General features: G+C 42.9%; 12 protein-coding genes. 3 read left to right on the forward strand and 9 right to left on the reverse strand.

Translation table 11 applies throughout. The features are described 5' to 3' along the window. Positions 1–3: 3 nt before the first annotated feature. On the forward strand, positions 4–759 hold the full coding sequence (locus AQ505_RS20110) for a GntR family transcriptional regulator (RefSeq protein WP_231634943.1): 756 nt from the start codon (positions 4–6) through the stop codon (positions 757–759). On the opposite strand, the gene AQ505_RS20115 is transcribed toward AQ505_RS20110, so the two are convergent. Then, positions 728–3,064, reverse strand: a complete 2,337-nt coding sequence (locus AQ505_RS20115) for a GH92 family glycosyl hydrolase (protein WP_062549829.1) — start codon at positions 3,062–3,064, stop codon at positions 728–730. The two genes, AQ505_RS20110 and AQ505_RS20115, sit on opposite strands and share 32 nt — an antisense overlap. Positions 3,065–3,378: 314 nt before the next feature. On the opposite strand from AQ505_RS20115, the gene AQ505_RS20120 reads away from it, so the two are divergent. Further along, complete coding sequence (locus AQ505_RS20120; protein WP_062551133.1) at positions 3,379–5,715, forward strand: glycoside hydrolase family 3 N-terminal domain-containing protein; 2,337 nt, start codon at positions 3,379–3,381, stop codon at positions 5,713–5,715. Between the two features lie 2 nt (positions 5,716–5,717). Further along, the gene (locus AQ505_RS20125; RefSeq protein WP_062549830.1) at positions 5,718–7,025 is read left to right on the forward strand and encodes a hypothetical protein; all 1,308 of its coding nucleotides are present in this window, start codon (positions 5,718–5,720) and stop codon (positions 7,023–7,025) included. A 176-nt stretch (positions 7,026–7,201) separates the two neighbouring features. Here the strand turns inward: AQ505_RS20125 and AQ505_RS20130 are convergent, their stop codons facing one another. The 8 genes from AQ505_RS20130 to AQ505_RS20165 form a co-directional block, all read right to left on the reverse strand. Continuing rightward, the gene (locus tag AQ505_RS20130) at positions 7,202–7,915 is read right to left on the reverse strand and encodes an SPFH domain-containing protein (protein WP_062549831.1); all 714 of its coding nucleotides are present in this window, start codon (positions 7,913–7,915) and stop codon (positions 7,202–7,204) included. A 3-nt stretch (positions 7,916–7,918) separates the two neighbouring features. Further along, on the reverse strand, positions 7,919–8,107 hold the full coding sequence (locus tag AQ505_RS20135) for a hypothetical protein (protein WP_062549832.1): 189 nt from the start codon (positions 8,105–8,107) through the stop codon (positions 7,919–7,921). 232 nt (positions 8,108–8,339) lie between these two features. Then, entirely contained in the window at positions 8,340–9,773 is a 1,434-nt protein-coding gene (locus AQ505_RS20140) for an alpha/beta hydrolase family protein (RefSeq protein ID WP_082461653.1), read from the reverse strand. Between the two features lie 193 nt (positions 9,774–9,966). After that, a complete protein-coding gene (locus tag AQ505_RS20145) occupies positions 9,967–11,667 on the reverse strand; it encodes a sodium:solute symporter family protein (RefSeq protein WP_062549833.1) in 1,701 nt (566 codons plus the stop codon). Positions 11,668–11,681: 14 nt separating this feature from the next. Continuing rightward, positions 11,682–12,584 (reverse strand): DUF4886 domain-containing protein, encoded by a 903-nt coding sequence (locus AQ505_RS20150; protein ID WP_062549834.1) that lies wholly within the window; start codon positions 12,582–12,584, stop codon positions 11,682–11,684. Positions 12,585–12,611: 27 nt separating this feature from the next. Then, the gene (locus AQ505_RS20155) at positions 12,612–16,046 is read right to left on the reverse strand and encodes a hypothetical protein (protein WP_062549835.1); all 3,435 of its coding nucleotides are present in this window, start codon (positions 16,044–16,046) and stop codon (positions 12,612–12,614) included. Beyond that, positions 16,037–18,637 (reverse strand): glycerophosphoryl diester phosphodiesterase, encoded by a 2,601-nt coding sequence (locus AQ505_RS20160; RefSeq protein ID WP_062549836.1) that lies wholly within the window; start codon positions 18,635–18,637, stop codon positions 16,037–16,039. The genes AQ505_RS20155 and AQ505_RS20160 overlap by 10 nt, the downstream gene beginning before the upstream one ends. Further along, on the reverse strand, positions 18,627–20,192 hold the full coding sequence (locus tag AQ505_RS20165; protein WP_082461654.1) for a RagB/SusD family nutrient uptake outer membrane protein: 1,566 nt from the start codon (positions 20,190–20,192) through the stop codon (positions 18,627–18,629). The genes AQ505_RS20160 and AQ505_RS20165 overlap by 11 nt, the downstream gene beginning before the upstream one ends. Between the last annotated feature and the right edge of the window lie 45 nt (positions 20,193–20,237).

Genomic DNA, 20,237 nt, shown 5'->3' on the forward strand with positions numbered 1-20,237 from the left:
TATATGTTTGAAGAAAACACCTACATGAAATTGTCGATAGATCACAAAAGTCCGGTTCCTTTACATGTACAAGCTGAGGCTTTGCTCCGAAAACTGATCGAATCACCTGATTATCAGGGAGGAAAATTACTACCTATAGAAGTTCAGCTGGCACAGCAGCTGGGCATCTCCAGAACCACCTTACGTCAGGCCCTGAACAAATTGGTCTATGAAGGATTGCTGGTCCGTAAAAAAGGGGTGGGTACTAAAGTGGTAGAGCAGAAATCTGTCAGCTCAAAATCTAAAAACTGGCTGAGTTTCTCTCAGGAAATGCAGGCCCGTGGTATTGTGACCCGAAATTTTGAACTCCATGTCAGCTGGGTGTATCCGGATGAAAGGCTCGCTTCATTTTTTGACATCAAAACGGACAAAAGGATTTTAAAGCTGGTTCGTTTAAGGGGTAAACCTGATGGGCCTTTCGTTTATTTTGAATCTTATTTTCACCCTAGAATCGGCCTTACCGGAGAAGAAGACTATACCCGTCCATTGTATGAAATGCTGGAGAATGAATATTCCGTCATCGCCACCATCTCTAAAGAAGAGATCAGCGCCATCTTAGCGGATAAATTCATTGCTGGAAAACTGGAGTACGAAGTGGGCAGTCCTGTACTGCTGCGGAAAAGGTTTGTTTTTGATAAAATGGAAAGACCTATTGAGTATAACCTGGGTTTTTACAAGGCCGATAGTTTTATTTATACTGTGGAGAGCGAGCGAGAGTAAGGTCGAGGACTCCACCTTTTTCCAGGTCCTTAAATTTAATCTTCAGCTCGTTTAATGGCTTAGCATTGAGCCTTCCGCTCTGGATATAAGGATGATTTGGATCCTGCTGATTCACTTTAATGAGGAAATCATTTTTACGTATTTCCTTAGGCAGTTTAATCCTGACGCTTTCAAACAATGGCGCACCAATGAGGAAAGAAGGTTCAGCTGCTGTCAGTGCTTTTACATCAAAAAGCCCCATTGCGGACAATACATACCAGGCACCGAGTTGTCCCTGATCTTCATCCTGTCCATATCCATAACCATGGATGCCGTCGGTTCCATAGAACTCATTGCAGATTGCCCTTACCCATTTTTGGCTGAGATCCGGTCTTCCCGCATAATGGAACAGCCAGGAAATATGCAGGTTTGGCTGATTTCCATGATTATACAAACTTTCAATTCCTGCAAAGGCATCAATATGCTTCCCTCCCCCAAATAAGTTTTTCTGGGAAATGGTGAAGATACTGTCTAAGCGGTTGCTGAAAGTGGTTTTTCCAACCAGGTTGACCAGCTCTTCCGGAGCATGCGGCACATAAAAAGTATACTGCCAGGCATTGCCTTCCTGGAAACCACGCCATGATTCGTAGGGATTAAAGCGGTCCAGGAATTTACCTTCCACATCTTTCGGTCTGACAAATTTGGTTGCTGGATCATATAGCAATTTCCAGCCCTCTGCGAGTTTATACAGCTGTTCCGCATCTGCTTTCTTATCCAGTGATTTGGCAAATTGTGCTGCGGCGAAAGAAGAAAAAGAATATTCTAAGGTATGGGAGGCGCCAAAAGGAGAGCCTGCTGTATTTAATTCCGGGTTGCCGCTCGAGTCCTTTACATAGGGAGAATAGCCTTTTTCTACGAAAACGCCTACGTCAAGTTTTCCTGATCCGGGGATGCGGTTTTTTGCTTCCAGTTCATTTTTTCTGACCGCTTCATAGGCCAATTGGACATCATAATTCCGGATACCTGCATTATAAGCTGCAGCAATCGCCAGTCCGGTGAAATTCGTTCCAACACCGGAAACATATTTACTATTTGCAATCCCATCACCAAGCCATCCTGCATCTTTATAAACCAGCAATTGACTTTGCACCCAATCATTATAGTATTCAGGGTAGGCAATTGCCCATAACTGAGTCAGGTTCCAGAATGCACCCCAAATGGCATCTGTATTGTAATGATGATGTACAGGGCTGCCATTTTTCAATAAAGGAATCTGACCAATGCTTCCGTCATTTTTAGGATAAGCCCCATTCACATCATCTGCCAGGCCCCTGCCTAAAAGTGCATGGTATAGCCCGGTGTAAAACTTGATTCGATCGTTTAATAAGCCACCTTTCACCTCAATTCTGCCCAATGCGCTGTTCCAGTTTTCTGTAGCTTTATTTTTTGCTTTTGCAAAACTTAGTCCGGAGGCTTCTTTCTTTAGATTGAGCTGAGCATTCTCTACAGAAGTATAGGAAAGTCCGGTTTTGATGCCAATTTGTTCTCCATTTTTAGTTTTAAACCTCAGGTAGATGCCCGCGCCTTTTCCCTGTATACTTTTCTGCCCTTTAAATTGCGTGTTGTCTATAAATGTACCATAAGCAGCAGGCGTTTTATCCAGCTCCGCATAGAAATACATGGTCACATTTGCTGCTTCCTGATATTTCTGCACATATACCGGCTTTGTTACTACATAACCCCAAACATGACGGTCATCGTAAGTCACTTTAGCATCCAATACGGGTCCGCTCTCACCCATCTTATGGCCAATGTCAAAAATAACGTTGGCGGAGTCTGTTTCCGGGAAAGTATACTGATGAAAACCGACCCTTTCTGTAGCAGTCAGCTCGGCTTTGATCTGATAATCTTTTAATAATACGCGATAATATCCAGCAGTTGCAAACTCATCTGCCTTATCAAAAGAGGATCTGTACCCGGAATTCTTTTCATTTTCTTTACCTGGGACCGTTTTTAAGGTACCAACAGTTGGTGCAAATACAATCCCGCCTATCTGAAACTCATGAAAATTTGCAAAGCCTTCTATGGAGCGATGACGATCGTCGTAACCTACAGCCTCCCATCCGGAGGCGTTACCTTCAGATCCATTGGTACTCGGTGCTAATTTAGCCATCCCAAAAGGGACTGCTGCCGGAGTATAGAAAAAATACCGGCTATGCGCAGATCCGATGTTAGGTTTCACATATTGAATCAGATCCCTCGCTTCTTGTGCGTAAAGTAAGGTGGCTTGTATACTAATTAATGAGATTAAAAGAATCCTTTTCATTGTGGTTTAAGGTTTAAGTTTTATGCTGTATGACCTGTAAAGGCTGCGATCTGAAAAATGAAAACCTCAGATCCGCAAATCAAGGCCTCATCCAGAACAAACAAAAGCAACAGTCTGAGCAAACAAAAGCAGCATCCAGGCCAAATGTACATACATAGTTTTCAAATATATTTTAAATCTCCAGTACTTTAAAATTTATTATAAAATAAACAGTTAAACACTTAAAAAGAAGAATCAAAAGATAAAAATTCAATTATTTATGAGTAATATTTAAATTTCACTATACTTGTATGTACATACAATCTAACCAAACCATGAATAAGCTTAAACATTTGACCTGCTGTGCCTTTTTTTCTTTGCCATTGACTGCTATTTGCCAGCAGCCTTTATATAAAGATGCCAGTCAGCCTATAGCAATAAGGACCAAAGATCTGATCAGTAGAATGACACTCAAAGAAAAAGTAGGTCAATTGCTGAGTCCGCTGGGCTGGGAAATGTACGAGCGACAAGGGAACAAAGTGAAAGTGTCTCAAAAATTCAAGGATCTTATTGCTGAAAAACAGGCTGGGATGCTCTGGGCAACTTTCAGAGCTGATCCATGGACACAAAAAACGCTGGCGAATGGCCTTAATCCAGAAATGTCGGCGGAAGCAGCGAATGAATTACAGCAGTATATGATCAAGAATACCCGTCTGGGGATTCCTATATTTTTAGCAGAAGAGGCACCCCATGGCCACATGGCCATTGGGACCACCGTGTTTCCAACGGGCATTGGGCAGGCTTCTACCTGGAATCAGGCCTTATTAACCCGTATGTCGGCGGCTGTTGCTAAAGAAGTTCGTCTGCAGGGCGCTCACATCAGCTACGGCCCGGTATTGGATTTATCACGTGATCCACGCTGGTCGCGTGTAGAAGAAAGTTATGGAGAAGACCCGATATTGACTGCTAAGCTTGCCAGCGCTATCATTACTGGTTTAGGTGCCGGAAAACTTTCCAATCCTTATAGTACCATCGCCACGCTGAAGCACTTTGTAGCTTACGCCATACCTGAAGGCGGGCATAATGGCGCTGCTGCCAGTGTTGGTGAGCGTGAATTGCGGGAATATTTTCTCCCTCCTTTTCAATCTGCGGTAAAAGCAGGTGCAAGGTCCATCATGGCGGCTTATAATTCCATAGATGGCATTCCATGCAGTTCCAACAGTTTTTTATTGACGGATATTTTGATCAAAGAATGGGGATTTAAAGGATTTACGGTTTCTGATTTGGGCAGTATTGAAGGAATTAAAGGCAGTCACCGGATTGCCAGGGATTACACCCAAGCGGCCAAATTGGCCCTTACTGCAGGCTTAGATGCAGATTTGGGCGGAAATGCCTACCCTAACCTGATTGCTGCAGTGGAGCAGGGAAAAGTTGAAGCGCGATTTATTGATACTGCTGTATCGCGGGTACTCCGCCTAAAATTCGAAATGGGATTATTTGAACACCCATTTGTCGATGTGCAAAAAGCTAAGAAAGAGATTAAAACGAAAGAAAACATCCTGCTTTCCCGTCAGGTAGCCAGAGAATCCATCATCCTGTTAGAGAATAAAAACAGCCTGCTTCCCTTGAAAAAAGGGCTCAAACTTGCTGTTGTAGGTCCTAATGCCGACAATGTTTACAATATGCTCGGCGATTATACTGCTCCGCAAGCTGAAGGAAATGTAGTCACCGTATTGCAGGGGCTGCGTTCCAAACTCTCCCCTTCCATGGTGACTTATGTGAAAGGCTGTTCGATCCGTGATACCACAGCTAGCAGCATCCCTCAGGCAGTGGCGGCCGCAGCAGCGTCTGATGTGATCGTTGCCGTTGTAGGTGGTTCCAGTGCACGTGATTTCAAGACCTCCTACGCTGCCACAGGAGCGGCAATCGCCTCTGTTGAAACGATTTCGGATATGGAAAGCGGGGAAGGTTTTGATCGTTCTACGCTGGATCTGCTGGGCAAACAAATGGAGCTATTGCGAGCCTTAAAGAAAACCGGCAAACCATTAATTGTCATCTACCTACAAGGAAGGCCGCTCAATATGAACTGGGCTAAAGAAAATGCAGATGCTTTATTGTGTGCCTGGTACCCCGGACAAGAAGGTGGATCGGCAGTTGCCGATGTATTATTCGGAGATTATAATCCAGCAGGCAGGCTTCCAATTTCAGTCCCTCGGAGTGTGGGGCAAATCCCTGTTCATTACAATCGGAAAAGCCCTTTGGATCATCGTTATGTGGAAGAAGAAGCTACGCCACTTTATGCGTTTGGCTATGGTCAAAGTTATACCAGCTTTATTTATGATCAGCTGAATGTGAACGCCGCAGATGCAGATGGCAATTATAAAGTATCCTTTACTTTGTTGAATAAGGGCGCCTATGATGGCGATGAAGTAGTACAGCTTTACCTGAAAAATCAATATGCTTCCACCTCACAACCAGTTCAGCAACTGAAGAATTTCGAGCGGGTTCATCTTAAATCCGGAGCATCAAAGCAAGTCGAATTTGTACTGAGCAGGGATGACCTTTCCATCATCAATCGGGATATGAAAAAGGTATTTGAACCGGGCAGCACATTTACCCTGATGATCGGATCAGCCTCTGATAAAATTCAACTCCAAAAACAACTTAATTAAATATGAGAAAACATTCACTTTACGCTTTATCCTGCGCATTTTTTGTATTCGGATGCTATTCTAAGGGAAAAGCTCAGCATCAACAGCTGGCTGCACAAATTCTTGCAGATTCGTCCTTAACCATGGTTGATAGTCTGGCAAAAAGCATCATTAAAGAGGGCTTTAATGCTGGAAGCGGTTACTCTCAGATCTGGGCACGTGACTTCAACACACTTATTGAGACTTCCTTAGACGTACGTTCCAAGGAAGATGTACGGGGCGCTATCCTGATGTTTTTTGCCTTGCAGCAAAAGAATGATGAGATGGTAGATGGTTATGTGGTTAAAAAAGATTTCACCTGGAATGACGATACCCCATACTATTCTGATGCTGCCCCAGGTCATGTTGGCTTTAAAAACACTGTCGAAACGGACCAGGAAACTTCATTAATCCAGTTGGTAGGAAAATACATTCAAAAGACCGGAGATGTTGGACTGTTACAGGAAAAAGTGGCCGGAGTAACCGTGCTTGTCCGAATGGAAAAGATGATTGATTACCTGCTGCGTGAGCGTTACAACAAAAAATACGGTTTATTATGGGGAGCCATGACGGCGGATTGGGGCGATGTACAGCCCAACGACAGCTTTGGCTGCGATTGGAATGAGCTGTCTGACGAGGCCATCGATGTTTACGACAATGCCATGTTCATGATCGCGCTGCAATATTTAATTGAAGTGGTACCAGACCCACAAAAAGCTGCACAATGGGCAAAAATGAAAAAAGGCATTCATGAAAATGTGAGGAAATACCTTTGGGATGCAAAAAGACAGAAGTTCATCCCTCATATTTACCCTGGGAAATCACCTATTCCAGCTGGGTTCGATGAAAACACCATTCATTATCATGGCGGTACCGCAGTTGCCATAGAAGCAGGATTACTTTCTAAGAAAGAGATTGCAATAGTGAATAAGCAGATGCTGGAAAATGTAAAACTTTCCGGTATGCCGAGTATTGGCCTGACTTTATACCCTACTTATCCGGATGGCTTTTTTAAAGGTGGAATGGCCAAACCTTATCATTATCAAAATGGGGGTGATTGGACCTGGTTTGGTGGAAGAATGATCCAGCAATTAATAGCCAATGGTTTTGTAAAAGAGGCTTATGAAGAGGTTAGACCGATGATCAATCGTGTCGTAAAAAACCAGGGTTTTTATGAATGGTATGGCAAAGGAAATGTTCCTGATGGGTCTGGTAAGTTTAAAGGATCTGCCGGAGTATTGAGCAAAGCGATTTTACAATTCAGGGAATGGGCGGTGGTCAATCAAAAATAAACGAAGAAATTATTCGGGTAACACAATAATTTCTTCGTTCCAGCGTCTTTGTATATGAGAGCGTTAATTTAGATAAAGGGAAATTGTCTTCGGATAATTTCCCTTTTCTTTTATACTGGAAAAGAAGTTCTAATATTTTCCACTGAAGTAGGTTTTAATGGGAAGGTTCTAATTTTCTAGTCCTCTTTTACAGGCTGATCGTCTTTTTTCACTGTAACTTCGACCTTAGTCGCTCCTGCCCTTGCTGCTGATACTGCTTTTCCGATTTCAGTCAGTCCTTTTGATTCATAAATTTTCATTGCAGTCACCACATCAATTGCCTGTCTGGTTTGCTCTTCAGGAATTGGAACGAAGGAAAGGAAGTTTATAGTTACTCCTTTTGTTTTCAATAAGTCATTTACATTTTTTAGCAGCTCGGCTTCAAACTCATTCTGGTTGAAATCGACAATATCTTCCGTCAATAAAAGATCCCTGGCTATTTCCTTGATTCTTTTATCGATCACCGAGTTTTCAGCAGTTTCGTAGGCTTTTGAACTGTTCACCTCACTATCGCTGTCGCTATTCATTTTCCCCAGGTATTTCGCTTCTCCGATATACAATTTGGCGTCAGTTATGGAATAATCGTAGGTGACTTCAATCTTTGCCATGACCCGGTTTTTGAAGGCACTTTTGAAAACGCTCTCTCCTTGCATTGGATAATCAGGCACAGTAATTTTATAAGAGCACATGCCCACTCCTTTTGGAACGGTTTCTCCTGCTTTGATCAACTCCCAACTCACTCCGCAGTTACTGGTATATAAAGTCTGTACATTTGATTGCGCACGGTCGCAGGAAGTTAAAGAGACAGCCATCAGGCCGAAACATAAGGTGGTGGTCAATAAGTTTTTCATTGTTTAGCTATTTTTTATTCGTTTGATTAATAAGAAGGCAATGTAGATCAGCGCGATTGGAATCAATGCACCGATGGTGGTAAAGAATAAGCCGGCACTGGCGTAATACCTGCCGGTCACATAAATCTGATACCAGAAATTGATCAGGATGGCAGCTATTGCAGCTATCAAAATGTAGAGTGCTAATTTCATTTAGCTAAAATATAATTTTCGTTTGATTCTTGATTTAAATCTTCAATTATAACTTTCAATCTATACAGCAAGACATATAGATATATTTATATAAATACATAAAAAAAGCTCAAACATTCTTTGAAAATGCTTGAGCCTTTTTTATGTATTTGTATCAGTTAAAATCGTCAACTATTTTCAGGAAGTGACAAGGGTATTGATTTCGGCTGTTTCTTAGCCAAGTATTATACCTCTATTTTATTTTTAAGATCCAATTGTTCATAATCTCCAGTACCTCTGGGGCAATGGTTTCTTCAATTACACCGTATTCGTCTGCTCCCCCGGTCTTTGCATGCTGGAAAAGATGATTAAGATTTGGCAGCAGTACTACTTTAACATTTTTGTTCCCCGCTTTCTTTAAAAGCTGATCAAATCCTGCCAGGTTTTCTTTTGCACTTACCTGAATATCCTTTTCACCATTTAATGCCAGGAATGGAATTTGTATTTTAGTCAGAACAGGTGCAGGATCATATTTTAGAAAGTACCGCATCCATGGAGAAAAGTACAGCTCTGCACTTTTCCTGATGTGATCATCAGCATTTGGCCCTTTAAAACCTAATTTAACTAATAATGAATCGGGTTGCTGCTTAAGCCAGTCTGTCATCGATTTTTTAAACAGCGTTTTCCGTTCTTCTTCCCCTATATCCAAGCTGGCCACCTCAATGAGCATTTTTGTATAAGAGTTTGCAGCTTCCAATTCTACTTTATTAAGACCAGTCAGGCGGTACATTTCCGAGGATTGTTTTTTCATCAGATCAGCACCTTTAACTGCTACGCCTGCAAGACTTACAATGAAGGCAATATCTTTAGATTGGCTGGCGGCTAAGGGCGCAATAATACCACCTTCACTATGTCCAATTAAACCTATTTTCCCCAGGCCAAGCTCCTTACGGGATTTCAGGTAAGCTACACCAACGAGCACATCTTTAGCAAAATCAGCAGAAGTGGCCTCATAAACATTGCCAGTAGTTTCTCCAACTCCCCGATCATCCACTCTTAAAACGGCAATCCCATTTCTACTCAGGTGATCTGCAATTACCCAAAATGGTTTATGGCCAAAAAGTGATTCGTCACGATCCTGCTGGCCGGAACCGGTGATTAAAATGACTACAGGAGGATTTTTCACTGATGGCGGAAGCGTTAATGTGGCCCCATACTGAATAGTTTTATCCTTATTAAAATAGATTACTTTCTCTTCCGAATAAGGAAATGGTGCTTTAGGTGTTTGTGGCCTCTTCAGGAGAGTCTGATTGGCTACTCTTTTTAAAGAGAGGTCGAACGCTCTACCACTTTGGGTCCATTTACCGGATACTTCCGATTGATCTGCGTTGAACTTTCCCTTAAAACCACCTTTTAAAAGGGCTGTATAAGCGGTAAGGCTATCGCTGCTGATGGTCAACTTTGAAACTTTTATCCCAAAAGCACCTTGATCAGGACTATCGAATACAGCGGTTGGCTGTTTAGATAAGCTATCCTCTGATAGCTTTAAAACGAAACGCATACCAATCAGCTTCCCTTCCCAGGTAGTGTTTGGCGGCAGATTTTGTGCCGAGGAGTTAAAAGAGCAAATGAAAAGTCCAAGAAATGCCGAGATACGAATCGTACTATAAAAAGGGAGGTGATACATAGGATAAACAAGCGTTAAAATTGGAGAATAAATTTTCAGAAGATCAGAATTTATCTACCAAGATATACTAAAAAATTAGAAAAGGACATATTGGTCCGGCTATTAAAAATTACCATTGAGAGGCTGGAAACGAAAGCAGCCGTTCTCCTTTTCAGAAAAACGGCTGCTTCAGCTTGCCGACCTTGAGCAAAGCCTATTCAATAGGTGCTAAGGCTTCCATATTTTTTTTAGAGGCATGATACGGAATCCATGCACTGAGCAATATGATCGTTGCAATTACCGCTACCATCACTGTTCCTTTGGCTGTAAAAGCACAAAGTATGTATAACATGAGGGCAATAAAGCCTAATGAAAATGAGATGACCTGCAATCCAAACTTATTTTGTCTTTTGATTTCTGCGGCTTCTTTTTCATCAACTACGATGACCTTTGCGTCTCTTACCGCTTTACGCAGCTGCAAATCCAGGTATTCAGCACTCAGTTTCCCTTTTGCAGCAGCATAGATTTCATAGGCTAATAGCAGGACAAAAGGGAGCAATACACCCAGCAGCATTTCATTAGCCCGACTTAATTTGTCATCTGTCAGCAGTGGCAGTACGATCTTAAATATTAGGTTTACTGCCAAACTGATCATGGTAATGAAAATGGTCGCTTTACCTGTAATTCGTTTCGAAAACAAAGCCCAGATTGGCGGGGCCAATAAAGGACCACCAGTAATTGCGCCAACGCTCAATGTAAATTCTACAATCCCACCGATATAAGGCACAATCAGTGCAATCAAAATCATTCCGAAACCGAAGCACCAGGAAGAGGTACGTGCCACCTTCATTAGTTTCTCATCTGATGCTCCTGGATTGATCGTTCCTTTATAAACATCATTGGTAAACACTGCAGAAACCACATTTAAGGCTGTATTTGCAGAGGCTGAGGTAGAAAAATACATTCCAGTCAGAATGAGACCCATGAGTCCTGCCGGAAGCACTTGTTTACAGACCATCAAATAAGCATTTTCGGTTTCCAGTCCGGTTAATCCAGGATTAATGGTTTGATAAATCATTGGAGGCAGCATCCATAAAACCGGACTTACGATGTATAATCCAGCGAACAGAAAAGCCACTTTAGAAGCTGATTTTGGCGTATCCACACTGGTGTACCGTTGAACAAAAGTCCAGTTTCCGCCAATATAAAAGATGTGATAAAGGGCGAAAGCAGCAATGAAACCCCAGGTATACTCGCCATTTACGGCTTCAAAAAAGTGATCAGGAACTTTAGACACAAAACTATGTACTCCTCCGGCTTCTGTAAAAGCCAATGGAATGATCAGCAATACTGCGGTGGTTAGAATCACAAACTGCAAAATATCGGTCACCATTACTGCCCATAAACCACCCACGGCAGTATAGGCAATCATAAATATCCCCAGCACTAAGGTCACTGGGATAAGCGGGAATTCCAGCGAGGAGCCCACTAATTTAGAGACAGAGTACAATACTGAGCCTTTAATGAACAGCGATACCAGCATGAAAATATAGATAAAACTCTTCTGCACATTCTCCCCTAGCCTATCCTTTATAAATTCGGCTGCGGTCAGGTTTCCTGTTGCTTTCCATTTAGGGGCAATGTATAATCCGGTTACTAAACCACCGATGCACATCGTCCACTGAATGGTTACCGCTACCCAGCCGTATTTGTAGGCAATGGATCCCCAGGCTACAAAAGTACCGGCGGAGAAGAAACTCATAAACAGCGACAAGCCTCCAATAAACCAGGGTACAGCCTCACCACCTGCAAAAAAAGATTTAAGGTTTCTGCCTGTACGTGAAAACAGTAAACCTATAATCATAATGAATACTGAAAATACAACGATAACTGTGGTGTCTATTACTGAGTTCATATAGTTTGTTTAAATTATAAATTCTTCACTGTTTTTGCAGCAACATTTCTTAAATAGGCGGCAAAATCAGCAGGAACTTCTTTTGGCTGATAGGTTAGTTTTTCCGGCGACACCTTAAATAAAATGGCGTACCAGATTAAAGAACCCAGGTATCTTCCGGCTTCATTGGCGTGGTTAGGATCAAATACCAAGGCATTGTCTTTCCAATAATAGCCCATATTTAAGGAATTGGTCTGGATGGGAAGGTTTGGTGCTACCGCATGGTCAGCATCAAAATTCATATCTTTTGTAAAGCGAAATTCCGGTCCCGAAGCAACTGTGTTAAAGGCATCTCCCACAGGAATGATTCCTACGTTCAATTGCCTGGCTACTGTATGGTAGGCAGCCCTGGATTTCTGCCACATTTCCTGCTGATTTTTAGCGGGCTGCTCAGGAGCTACGCGACCAAATTTCTTTGCATCAGAACGGTATGCCCAGCTTTGATGTAAAAGAATCTTTGCATTTGGCTGCAGTGATTTAATGTAGTCGTACAGCTTTTGGGCATAAGGGCTATAGCTTTCCAGATCCGCCGACAAATAAGAAAACTGCTGCATGGTGACCACATCCCAGGTACCTTCCGCTAAAAGCATGCGCAGTGATTTTCCGTTGTATGGCTTGCCTTTGGGGTCTTCAGGATTGGCTTCCGCAGCTGCTGCATATTCCCAATGCTGCTGTAGGGAGCAACCGCCAAGCTCAGCTCTGCCCAGCAGCAATTGCTGGTTATTTTCCTTTGCAAAACTTGGCAGATAAGCAGTAGCATTTTTGGAGAAGCTGTTGCCAATAATAAACAATCGCATTGCTTTCCCGGCAACCTGTCCGAATGAAATATGGCTGATTAGCAGCAAGCAGAGCAATAAGGTATTTTTTAGGTATTTCATCTTTATATATTCTAGTTTAAAAATTCATTATTTATCATTATTTCCGAACAGCAGCTCTACTTGAAGGACTTCTTTACTGTCCTTACTTTTCAATTTCAAGCTGATAGATGCAGGCTTTTCCGGGTAAATCCGACTGAAAGACCATTCAAAAGGATATCCTACGCGTTTCACCATGCTGGCAGAATCCTCATTCAATTCCATCTCCGCTTCTGCTCCTGCTAAAGGTGCTGTGCTCAGGTAAGCATAAATGGAATCCCAGCCAAAGGGCGAGCGAATCCGAAAAGCGTGAAGTTTGCCCCATGGAGCGCCAATATTTATTTCCTGCATCCCATTTTTAACTGGAGAAAGCACTTTTTCAGCCACTGGTTTTGCGAGTGGGAATGAGTAGGCAGTTAGCCCTTTACCTGCAATCACCGCTTTCATGTTCTTTCCGGAAAGCGCTATATTTTCTGGCTTAGCAGCAGCACCTTTATAAAATTTAACGCCTGTATTTTTAACGGCCAGCTGATCCAGGTCCAGCCCAATTTCCAACTGCTGTTCCTGTTGTGCTTCATTTAATAAGACCAGCCAAAAGCGATCCTCAGAAATCCCTGTAATGTAATTAATCGCAGGATTATCAATCGTCACCAGGCCTTTCTTCAGCCAAAGTTTCACGCGGTTATCGTCGAAAATAGTTCCTTTTCCTGCACCATAAATCCGGTTGTTAAACCAAACAAAACCTTCTTGTTTCCCCCATGGGAAAGTGATACTGCCTTTAGACCTTTGAATGGCTTCGGTAACCAGAAAATCAAGGGTAAAAGCCAGGTGCGGTGAGATGTGATGGTAATAAATGGAATTGATATCCGGTCCTTTGTAAGGATAATCTGCCCGGTAAGTAAGGTCGGTATAGCCGGTTGCATAGTAACCTGGATAGTTAGAAAAACGGCCTATAATGGAGTTCCGCGCATAAATCTCAAAAATATCCTTGTTGCTTTCGGCAGAAAGGCGCAATAAATGCGGTGCCCAGGTAGACATAAAGATATGACGTACATTTTTATTGGGAAGGAAGAAAGTAATGGGCTGTTCCAAGCCCAAACCTACAGGTGAGATCAGTGATTCAGGGACTTCTTTCTCAGTGATATCGCCTGCGATGCGTGGAAATCCTAAACGGAATTTCTTCCCATCTTTCCACCACAGGTTTGTATTGCCCTCATAGTTGCCTCCTTCATGAATCAGCTGTGGCTTATTTTGAACCAGCGGATAGGAACGAATTCCTGCCATGGTAAAAAATGAGGAATATTTGGCGGCTTCTAAAAAGGTCTTGTCTTTGTTGATCTCATAGAGGTCCATCAAATCCCACCAATAGGGGTAAAATGAGGTATTGTAAAATGGCTGGGCCGTCAATAGCTGTGTCTTTTGGCCATAAACCTCTTTCTGGACAAACTCCTTCGCATGTAAAACCGCTTTATCAAGCCATTGTTTGTCTTTTGTGAGTCGGTAGGCTGCCAATTCCTGCGTCCATGCCGGAAGGTTTACGCTATAGCCAGACAATTTTCTAGGTTGCTGATCTGGCATACCTACCTGTACCAGCCATGGGTTCTTTTGTTCTAAAAGCTGGTTCAGTGCATCAAAATAAGCGGTGTTAAATTGTACGTTTTTATAGGGATCCAACACCAATGAAGCTTCTTTCAGGTTGTATGGTGCACCAGCAGCCTTGGCCCATCTGAATGCACTTCTTGATAAGGTATATTCTATGGTCGGTAGTGCACGACTGAGGTATAGTTCCTCATCCCGGCCCATAATCGCTGCAGAAATCACTGCCAGAGGGGCTGATTGTGCTACTGTTGGTGCTATTTTTGGATCGGCTTCGATATCATAAAAGCCTTTCAATTCGGGGTTCCATCCTGAAGCATCTTCGTTCCTGATCAGATCGATCATGTTAAATGCAGCATTGGTGAGGGAACTGGAATCCTGAGAACGGTAATCTTTGACCTGATAAATCGCATTCGAAATGTATTCTAATGCGCCATTCCAGTTGTCTGGTACTGCGCCAAGATTGAATGTTCTTTTTAAAGATTGTCCGGCCAGGAGTTTGGAATCATCCAGCCCTAAGACTGGTGCAAATGCTACTGGCTGTACCTTATTGAAGGCATTTTTAAGGGAGAAACCGATTCTGGAGGTATTGTCTTTTCCCCAGTCTAATGGAAAATCAGTTAAAGAGCCGGTGACAAAAAAACTCAGTTGCTTGTTATTTTGGCCAAGCTCTACTATCGCCAGCGGCTGTGGCGTCATCGCTCCGGGAACCATTATCGGCTCTGCTGGCAAACGTTTATAATTAAACATTGGAGGAAGCTGTACATTTTTCAGCTCCTGCTCAGGAACATCCTGGAATGCAGAAAGAACAAAACTGTAATAGCCAGCGTCTTTAGCTACATATGTTAAACTCAGCTCATAATGGGAGGCTCCGGGTTTAAGTTTCCAGACTCCTTTAACCTCCTGACCTTTATCCGTCAGGTACGTTACCCAGAGTTCTTCCGGGGAAACCTGCTTTACAGCGGAGGGCAGACAGGCGGAAAGTTCTCCGGCCAGGAAAGGATTTTTGGCCGCATTCTGGTCCATCGGATGATAGGTCTTTCCTTTTACCACGAACTCGGTTAAGCTCTTCACATTCTTCCATGAGGTAAAGTAAGCGCCAAATTCTACTTTAGCTTTTTTGGCAGTCAGCAGGAATACCCGGTGTTCTTCTACCTGCGCCTTTAATGTGGTCCAACGTTTATCCTGAAAGATGGCCGTAGTGGCAACGATCTGTTGTTTCCCCGTTTTATCATTCATTACTTCTTCAAAACTCAGCTTTAATTTATCATTAGACAGCGAAGCGAGCGTATTTGGCTTTTTTGTAAAGGTGCTGGGTTCGGAAATCGGTAACACTGCCGGCGTTTCTTTCACCAGACTTGGTTTTAAGGCATAACCAGCAAGGGCATTACTTTCCTTATTCGGATTAAAAGCCTCCTCAGTGGTCAGCAAAATGGCATCACAGCGTACAAAATACTTACTGGTATTTTTTAACCTTAACACATTTTCTCCGGCATCAAGATCCGCGCGGCCTACTTTTTCCCAGGCATAACCTTCTCCGATATGATGGCCGGATTCCTGGCTCATATCCTGTTCATTTACCGATAAAAGAAACCTTCTCGTTCCCGGCTTTTGGTCTGCATAGGCTCTGGATCTGGTCCAGACGAAAAAGCTGCCTTTTGTTTTTAGGGTAATCACGGTGAGTGCATCAGGAATTGGTTCTTTCGAAGCCGCCGAATATAAGGCACCTTTTCCGGAGACATTTGTTCCTGCTTCTTTACTAAATACCCAGCCTGCAGGAAACTGGAAGTCTTCAGCTTCGATAAAATAAGTATGTTGCCCATATATTTTACCAGAGGCAAATACAGAGCAGCTGAATACCAAACACAATATTATCTTTTTCAATAGCATAGTTCTATTACTTTTAAGCCAAAGGGGGCCAGTTCAATGTTCAGGGAATTGGAATTGCCGGACAATAAGCTGCGCTTACCATGTATATCAATCAGCGCAAGTTCTTTTGATACCCCCGCTGAATGGCCTGGAATTTTTCCGGGGTTAAGCTGTACCTGTGTGTTCAGCCTCTGATCTGAATTGTTCATGAGTACCACAAAACACTTACGTTGATCAGCATTGAATGCCGTTACATACTCCAGGTACGGACTTTCGGCCTTAACTAGTCCTTGTTCTAAAATTAAGGAAGCGGCTGTACCATACACTTTGCCTGCTGCAAAGCCATAAGTTTGATGCGGACCAACTTTAGGCGTAATAAAACCTCGTGGAAATGAGATCTGCCCATCTGAGCGAAGGTTTGCTTCTGAGATCAAATAATCCATGATCCAGCCAATCTGCCACCAGGCATGGTGGGGAAATGGCCCTGCTCCCTTATCCATTGCGTCCCAATAGTAAGAAGCTACGCCTGTTTTTTGATCCACAAAAGCATCTCTGCCCCATGCCGCAGCTCTGGACATGGTTAGAAATAAGGAATCTTTGGTGATGGAGAACATCCGGAGAAACATCCCTGCATGGCTGGCCAGTAAAATTGGCCCATGATGGTTTGCGGACCCAAGGATCCCGCCATGCTCAAAACTTAGTCCGGCCTGACTGATTTCCCAGTCTGCTCTTTTAACTCCATTTACCAGTTTTTCCTGTGCAGAAGGGATGGGATGTGTATAGACCGATGCGGTATAAATTTTAGCCGCAGCAATTGCAGCATTTTGATATTTGGGGTCTTTATCAATCTCATAAAGATCCAATAAGGCTTGTACACTCTGTGCAGTTGCGAAATCGGGTGCAAACCTGGTGTCGCCGCAAACACCGATAAATGCGCCTTTATTGATCGCCTGCTCGATGTACCAATCGGCCCCTTTTTTAGCGGCATTTAAATACTTTTGATCTCCTAATAATTTGTAGGCAATGAACAAGCCATAAAATGTGGGCCTTAGGTCTAAAATATCCTTGAACATGGCCTGATTGGTCTTATTGTCGTAAGCCACTTCCCAGCTTCCATCAGGTTTCATCCAGGACAATAATTTCTCAGCGGCTAATTTTAATTCCGCACGCAATTTCGCATCATCCGGGTTGAATAAGAGCATGTTTCCTATATCCATCATCAGGTAATAAGTACTTCCGATTGGTTCTGTATAAGGCCCCCACTCTTCCGTGAATTTCTTACTGTTTTGTAAAAAGTATTGGCCTTCGGAAGCGCCATAGAAGAAATCTTTTTCGGAATGCTGCTGTGCGATTTTAAAGTTTCTGGCATAAGGAAGGCGGTTATTGATCAGCTTTTGATTGCTGGTCAACTTTGCGAGCATCCACATCGCGCCATAATCTGAATTTTTGATCGCATCTTTTTCGGAGCCATACACTCCGCCCAGGTATTTCTGAGCACCGATCTCCATGTTCTTATAGGGAGAAAGCTGCCACATAGAAAGGCTGTCGTCAGTTACATATTTTGTCATTTTAAATACGCGATCTGTAAGGGAGCTTGCTGTCTTTTTCAGCGCCAGCACCTCTTTAAATTGGTAGATATCATTCGCAGCATGTTTCATGACTGTAAACCAGTCCTCCGCCATGATGGTATAGCGGAAAGAAAAGCTGACTGATTCCCCTTTTGCCAGATAAGAATTGGCTTGTCCCAGTACCGGGTGATAGGCTGTTGGCATCATATTCCCTTTTCTGTTCAATACTGATAGTCCAACATTCCAGCTTCCCTGAGTTTTTGTATCCGATGCCCAGGGGTCTCGTCCTGTCCCGGGTTCTGGAATAACCGCTAAGGTGATGTTTTGATTATTTTGAACTAAAGGCGAAAGGGTGGAAACCGTGCGCTCCCTCACCATCACTGGTACATCGGGAATCCCCTGTCCATAGGCATAAGCATTAACGAAATTTGCATTTAGTTGATTTCCTTGAAAAACACCTGGAACGGTTGCCCATTTAAAGTTGTTTTTATCAAACAATGCTAGTTCTGGCGAAGCAGTGGAATAATACCCTGGCTTTTTCGCTGTTAATTTCAGCGTCACCTTCAGGTCGTTTGGATGCTGTGCATCAAACTCCCAGGAAGAACTGAGGGAGAACTGGTCAAGTTCCTTCTGAAAAATCAGTTGATCAGGACTTTCTTTTGTCCTATCGGGATAAAAATCGAAAGCTTTTCCGGCCTTATTCATTTGAACCAAAGCGGTGCCTTGCTTCCAGATCGGAATGATGTAACGGTAAATAGATTCCGGAAAATCATTGCCTTGCGCTGTACCTTTCTCCTTTAGAGATAGGGTATCTGCAGTATACAGGACAGAAAATTCTCCGGATGGTTTTGCTGACAGCTCCATCCATGATCCTTTATTGAGGACTGATATCTTATTCAGGTGATACCCTTTCGCAGAATTTACCCATTCTAAGTTCAAATGTCCATTGGCCAAAGCAGGCCCTTTAGACTTTGAAGGTGCTTTAGACTGTGCGAAAACGAAATATGGGAAAAGACATATCAGTCCTATTAATCTACCAACCATTATTTTGTTTTATAAGTTTGTTCACTGTTAATTCTGTTGTAGGGATTGGGAAAAACACATCTCTATCTGTCGTATTGTTGCCGGCATTTGCGGCATATTTATAGGTGGAAGGTGCTGTTGCCGTAATGTTTTTACCTAAATCATTCATTGTCTTCACATAAATATCCCAGCGGATCAGGTCATGCTTGCGGATTCCTTCAAAGCACAATTCTCTTGCACGTTCGTCCTGAATATTTGATAAAAACTGTGTTTTATTTAATCCTGCTGGAATGTCACAAATGGCATTGGCAGTACCGAGCGGCTTATTAAATGCTCTTCTCCTCACCTTATTGATCGCATCGTAAGCAGCGGCTGTTGGACCTCCGTTAACTTCATTCTCAGCCTCTGCTTTCATCAATAAGACATCTGAATAACGGATCACCGGGAAATTAGTGGAGGTATAGCTCCTTGCTTTGGATCCGGTTTCGTACTCTCTTCTCCATTTACCAGGATTGCGGTCGTAGATTTGTTTATCGGTAAAATTAGACTTTAGGGTATTGCCGGCAGTCGTTACAAAGCGATATGGCGCGATGCTCCAGTTTCTCCTGGCGGTATCTGCGGTACCAAAAAGCTCATACAGTTTGGCGGTGATTTTCATCGCACCTCCGGAAAAACCGATGGCCTCACTTGGGCATTCAATTCCATTTTCTACGCCCATGGACCCGGCAAGGTCTACTGTCCCTACTTTATTGCCATACATTCCAATTTCCCAGATACATTCTTTCTTTTCATTGATGTCCTGAGTATGGTTAATGAAAATCTGCTTATAATTCGCGTTCAGCGCATGTTTGTTTGATAAGATCACTTTGTCTGCATATTCCAGCGCGTCTTTATATCGGGCCACGTCTTTTAATGGTGCACCTGCCATCTTCAGAAAAACCCTTGCCAGGATGGCCTGCACCCCCGTTTTGGAGATGCGTTCATTGTATGAGAAGTAGTCAATATCGTTGACCAGCTTTTCTGCGTCCTGCATATCTTTTACAATCGAAGCATAAACTTCTGGTAAAGGGGCACGTGGCAGGTAGGGATCATTGGGCGATTTAGTAGAACTTAGTTTTAGAGGGACAGGGCCAAAAAGATCTGCGAGCAGGTAATAATAATAGCCGCGCAAAAACAAGGTCTCCCCTTTGATGGCGTCGCGCTGCGTTTTATCCATATTCACTTGATCTACCTGTTCCAGCAGCAGGTTTGCACGGTTCACCCCTTCATACAATACTTCCCAAAGTCGGCCAATATCCAAATGACTGGCATCCATTACCATGACACGGATGTTGTTGATGGAAATGCTTTTAAAAAACGCTTCATCACTTACTACAAAATAGCTGAATAATCCACGGCCATACACGCGTCCATTAGGGTCGATCAATCTATTGTACACTCCATTAAGACCATTTTTCAGGTCTTCTTCTGTGTTAAAATAGGTATCTGGCGTTACAAAATCAGGATCTTTATTTAACAGTTTGGAGCAGGAAAGCATCATGATGCTCATCAGCAGTATTAATATTTTCGTTTTCATACCTCTATATTTTATTTAGGATAGTTTATCCCTATCACTGATTAA

The organism is Pedobacter sp. PACM 27299 (assembly GCF_001412655.1).
GTDB lineage: Bacteria > Bacteroidota > Bacteroidia > Sphingobacteriales > Sphingobacteriaceae > Pedobacter.

What these genes read in the sequence shown, in the direction of transcription:
- AQ505_RS20110 (WP_231634943.1), top strand. Translation starts at nt 4, where the DNA reads ATGTTTGAAGAAAACACCTACATGAAATTGTCGATAGATCACAAAAGT.
- AQ505_RS20115 (WP_062549829.1), bottom strand. Translation starts at nt 3,064, where the DNA reads ATGAAAAGGATTCTTTTAATCTCATTAATTAGTATACAAGCCACCTTA.
- AQ505_RS20120 (WP_062551133.1), top strand. Translation starts at nt 3,379, where the DNA reads ATGAATAAGCTTAAACATTTGACCTGCTGTGCCTTTTTTTCTTTGCCA.
- AQ505_RS20125 (WP_062549830.1), top strand. Translation starts at nt 5,718, where the DNA reads ATGAGAAAACATTCACTTTACGCTTTATCCTGCGCATTTTTTGTATTC.
- AQ505_RS20130 (WP_062549831.1), bottom strand. Translation starts at nt 7,915, where the DNA reads ATGAAAAACTTATTGACCACCACCTTATGTTTCGGCCTGATGGCTGTC.
- AQ505_RS20135 (WP_062549832.1), bottom strand. Translation starts at nt 8,107, where the DNA reads ATGAAATTAGCACTCTACATTTTGATAGCTGCAATAGCTGCCATCCTG.
- AQ505_RS20140 (WP_082461653.1), bottom strand. Translation starts at nt 9,773, where the DNA reads ATGTATCACCTCCCTTTTTATAGTACGATTCGTATCTCGGCATTTCTT.
- AQ505_RS20145 (WP_062549833.1), bottom strand. Translation starts at nt 11,667, where the DNA reads ATGAACTCAGTAATAGACACCACAGTTATCGTTGTATTTTCAGTATTC.
- AQ505_RS20150 (WP_062549834.1), bottom strand. Translation starts at nt 12,584, where the DNA reads ATGAAATACCTAAAAAATACCTTATTGCTCTGCTTGCTGCTAATCAGC.
- AQ505_RS20155 (WP_062549835.1), bottom strand. Translation starts at nt 16,046, where the DNA reads ATGCTATTGAAAAAGATAATATTGTGTTTGGTATTCAGCTGCTCTGTA.
- AQ505_RS20160 (WP_062549836.1), bottom strand. Translation starts at nt 18,637, where the DNA reads ATGGTTGGTAGATTAATAGGACTGATATGTCTTTTCCCATATTTCGTT.
- AQ505_RS20165 (WP_082461654.1), bottom strand. Translation starts at nt 20,192, where the DNA reads ATGAAAACGAAAATATTAATACTGCTGATGAGCATCATGATGCTTTCC.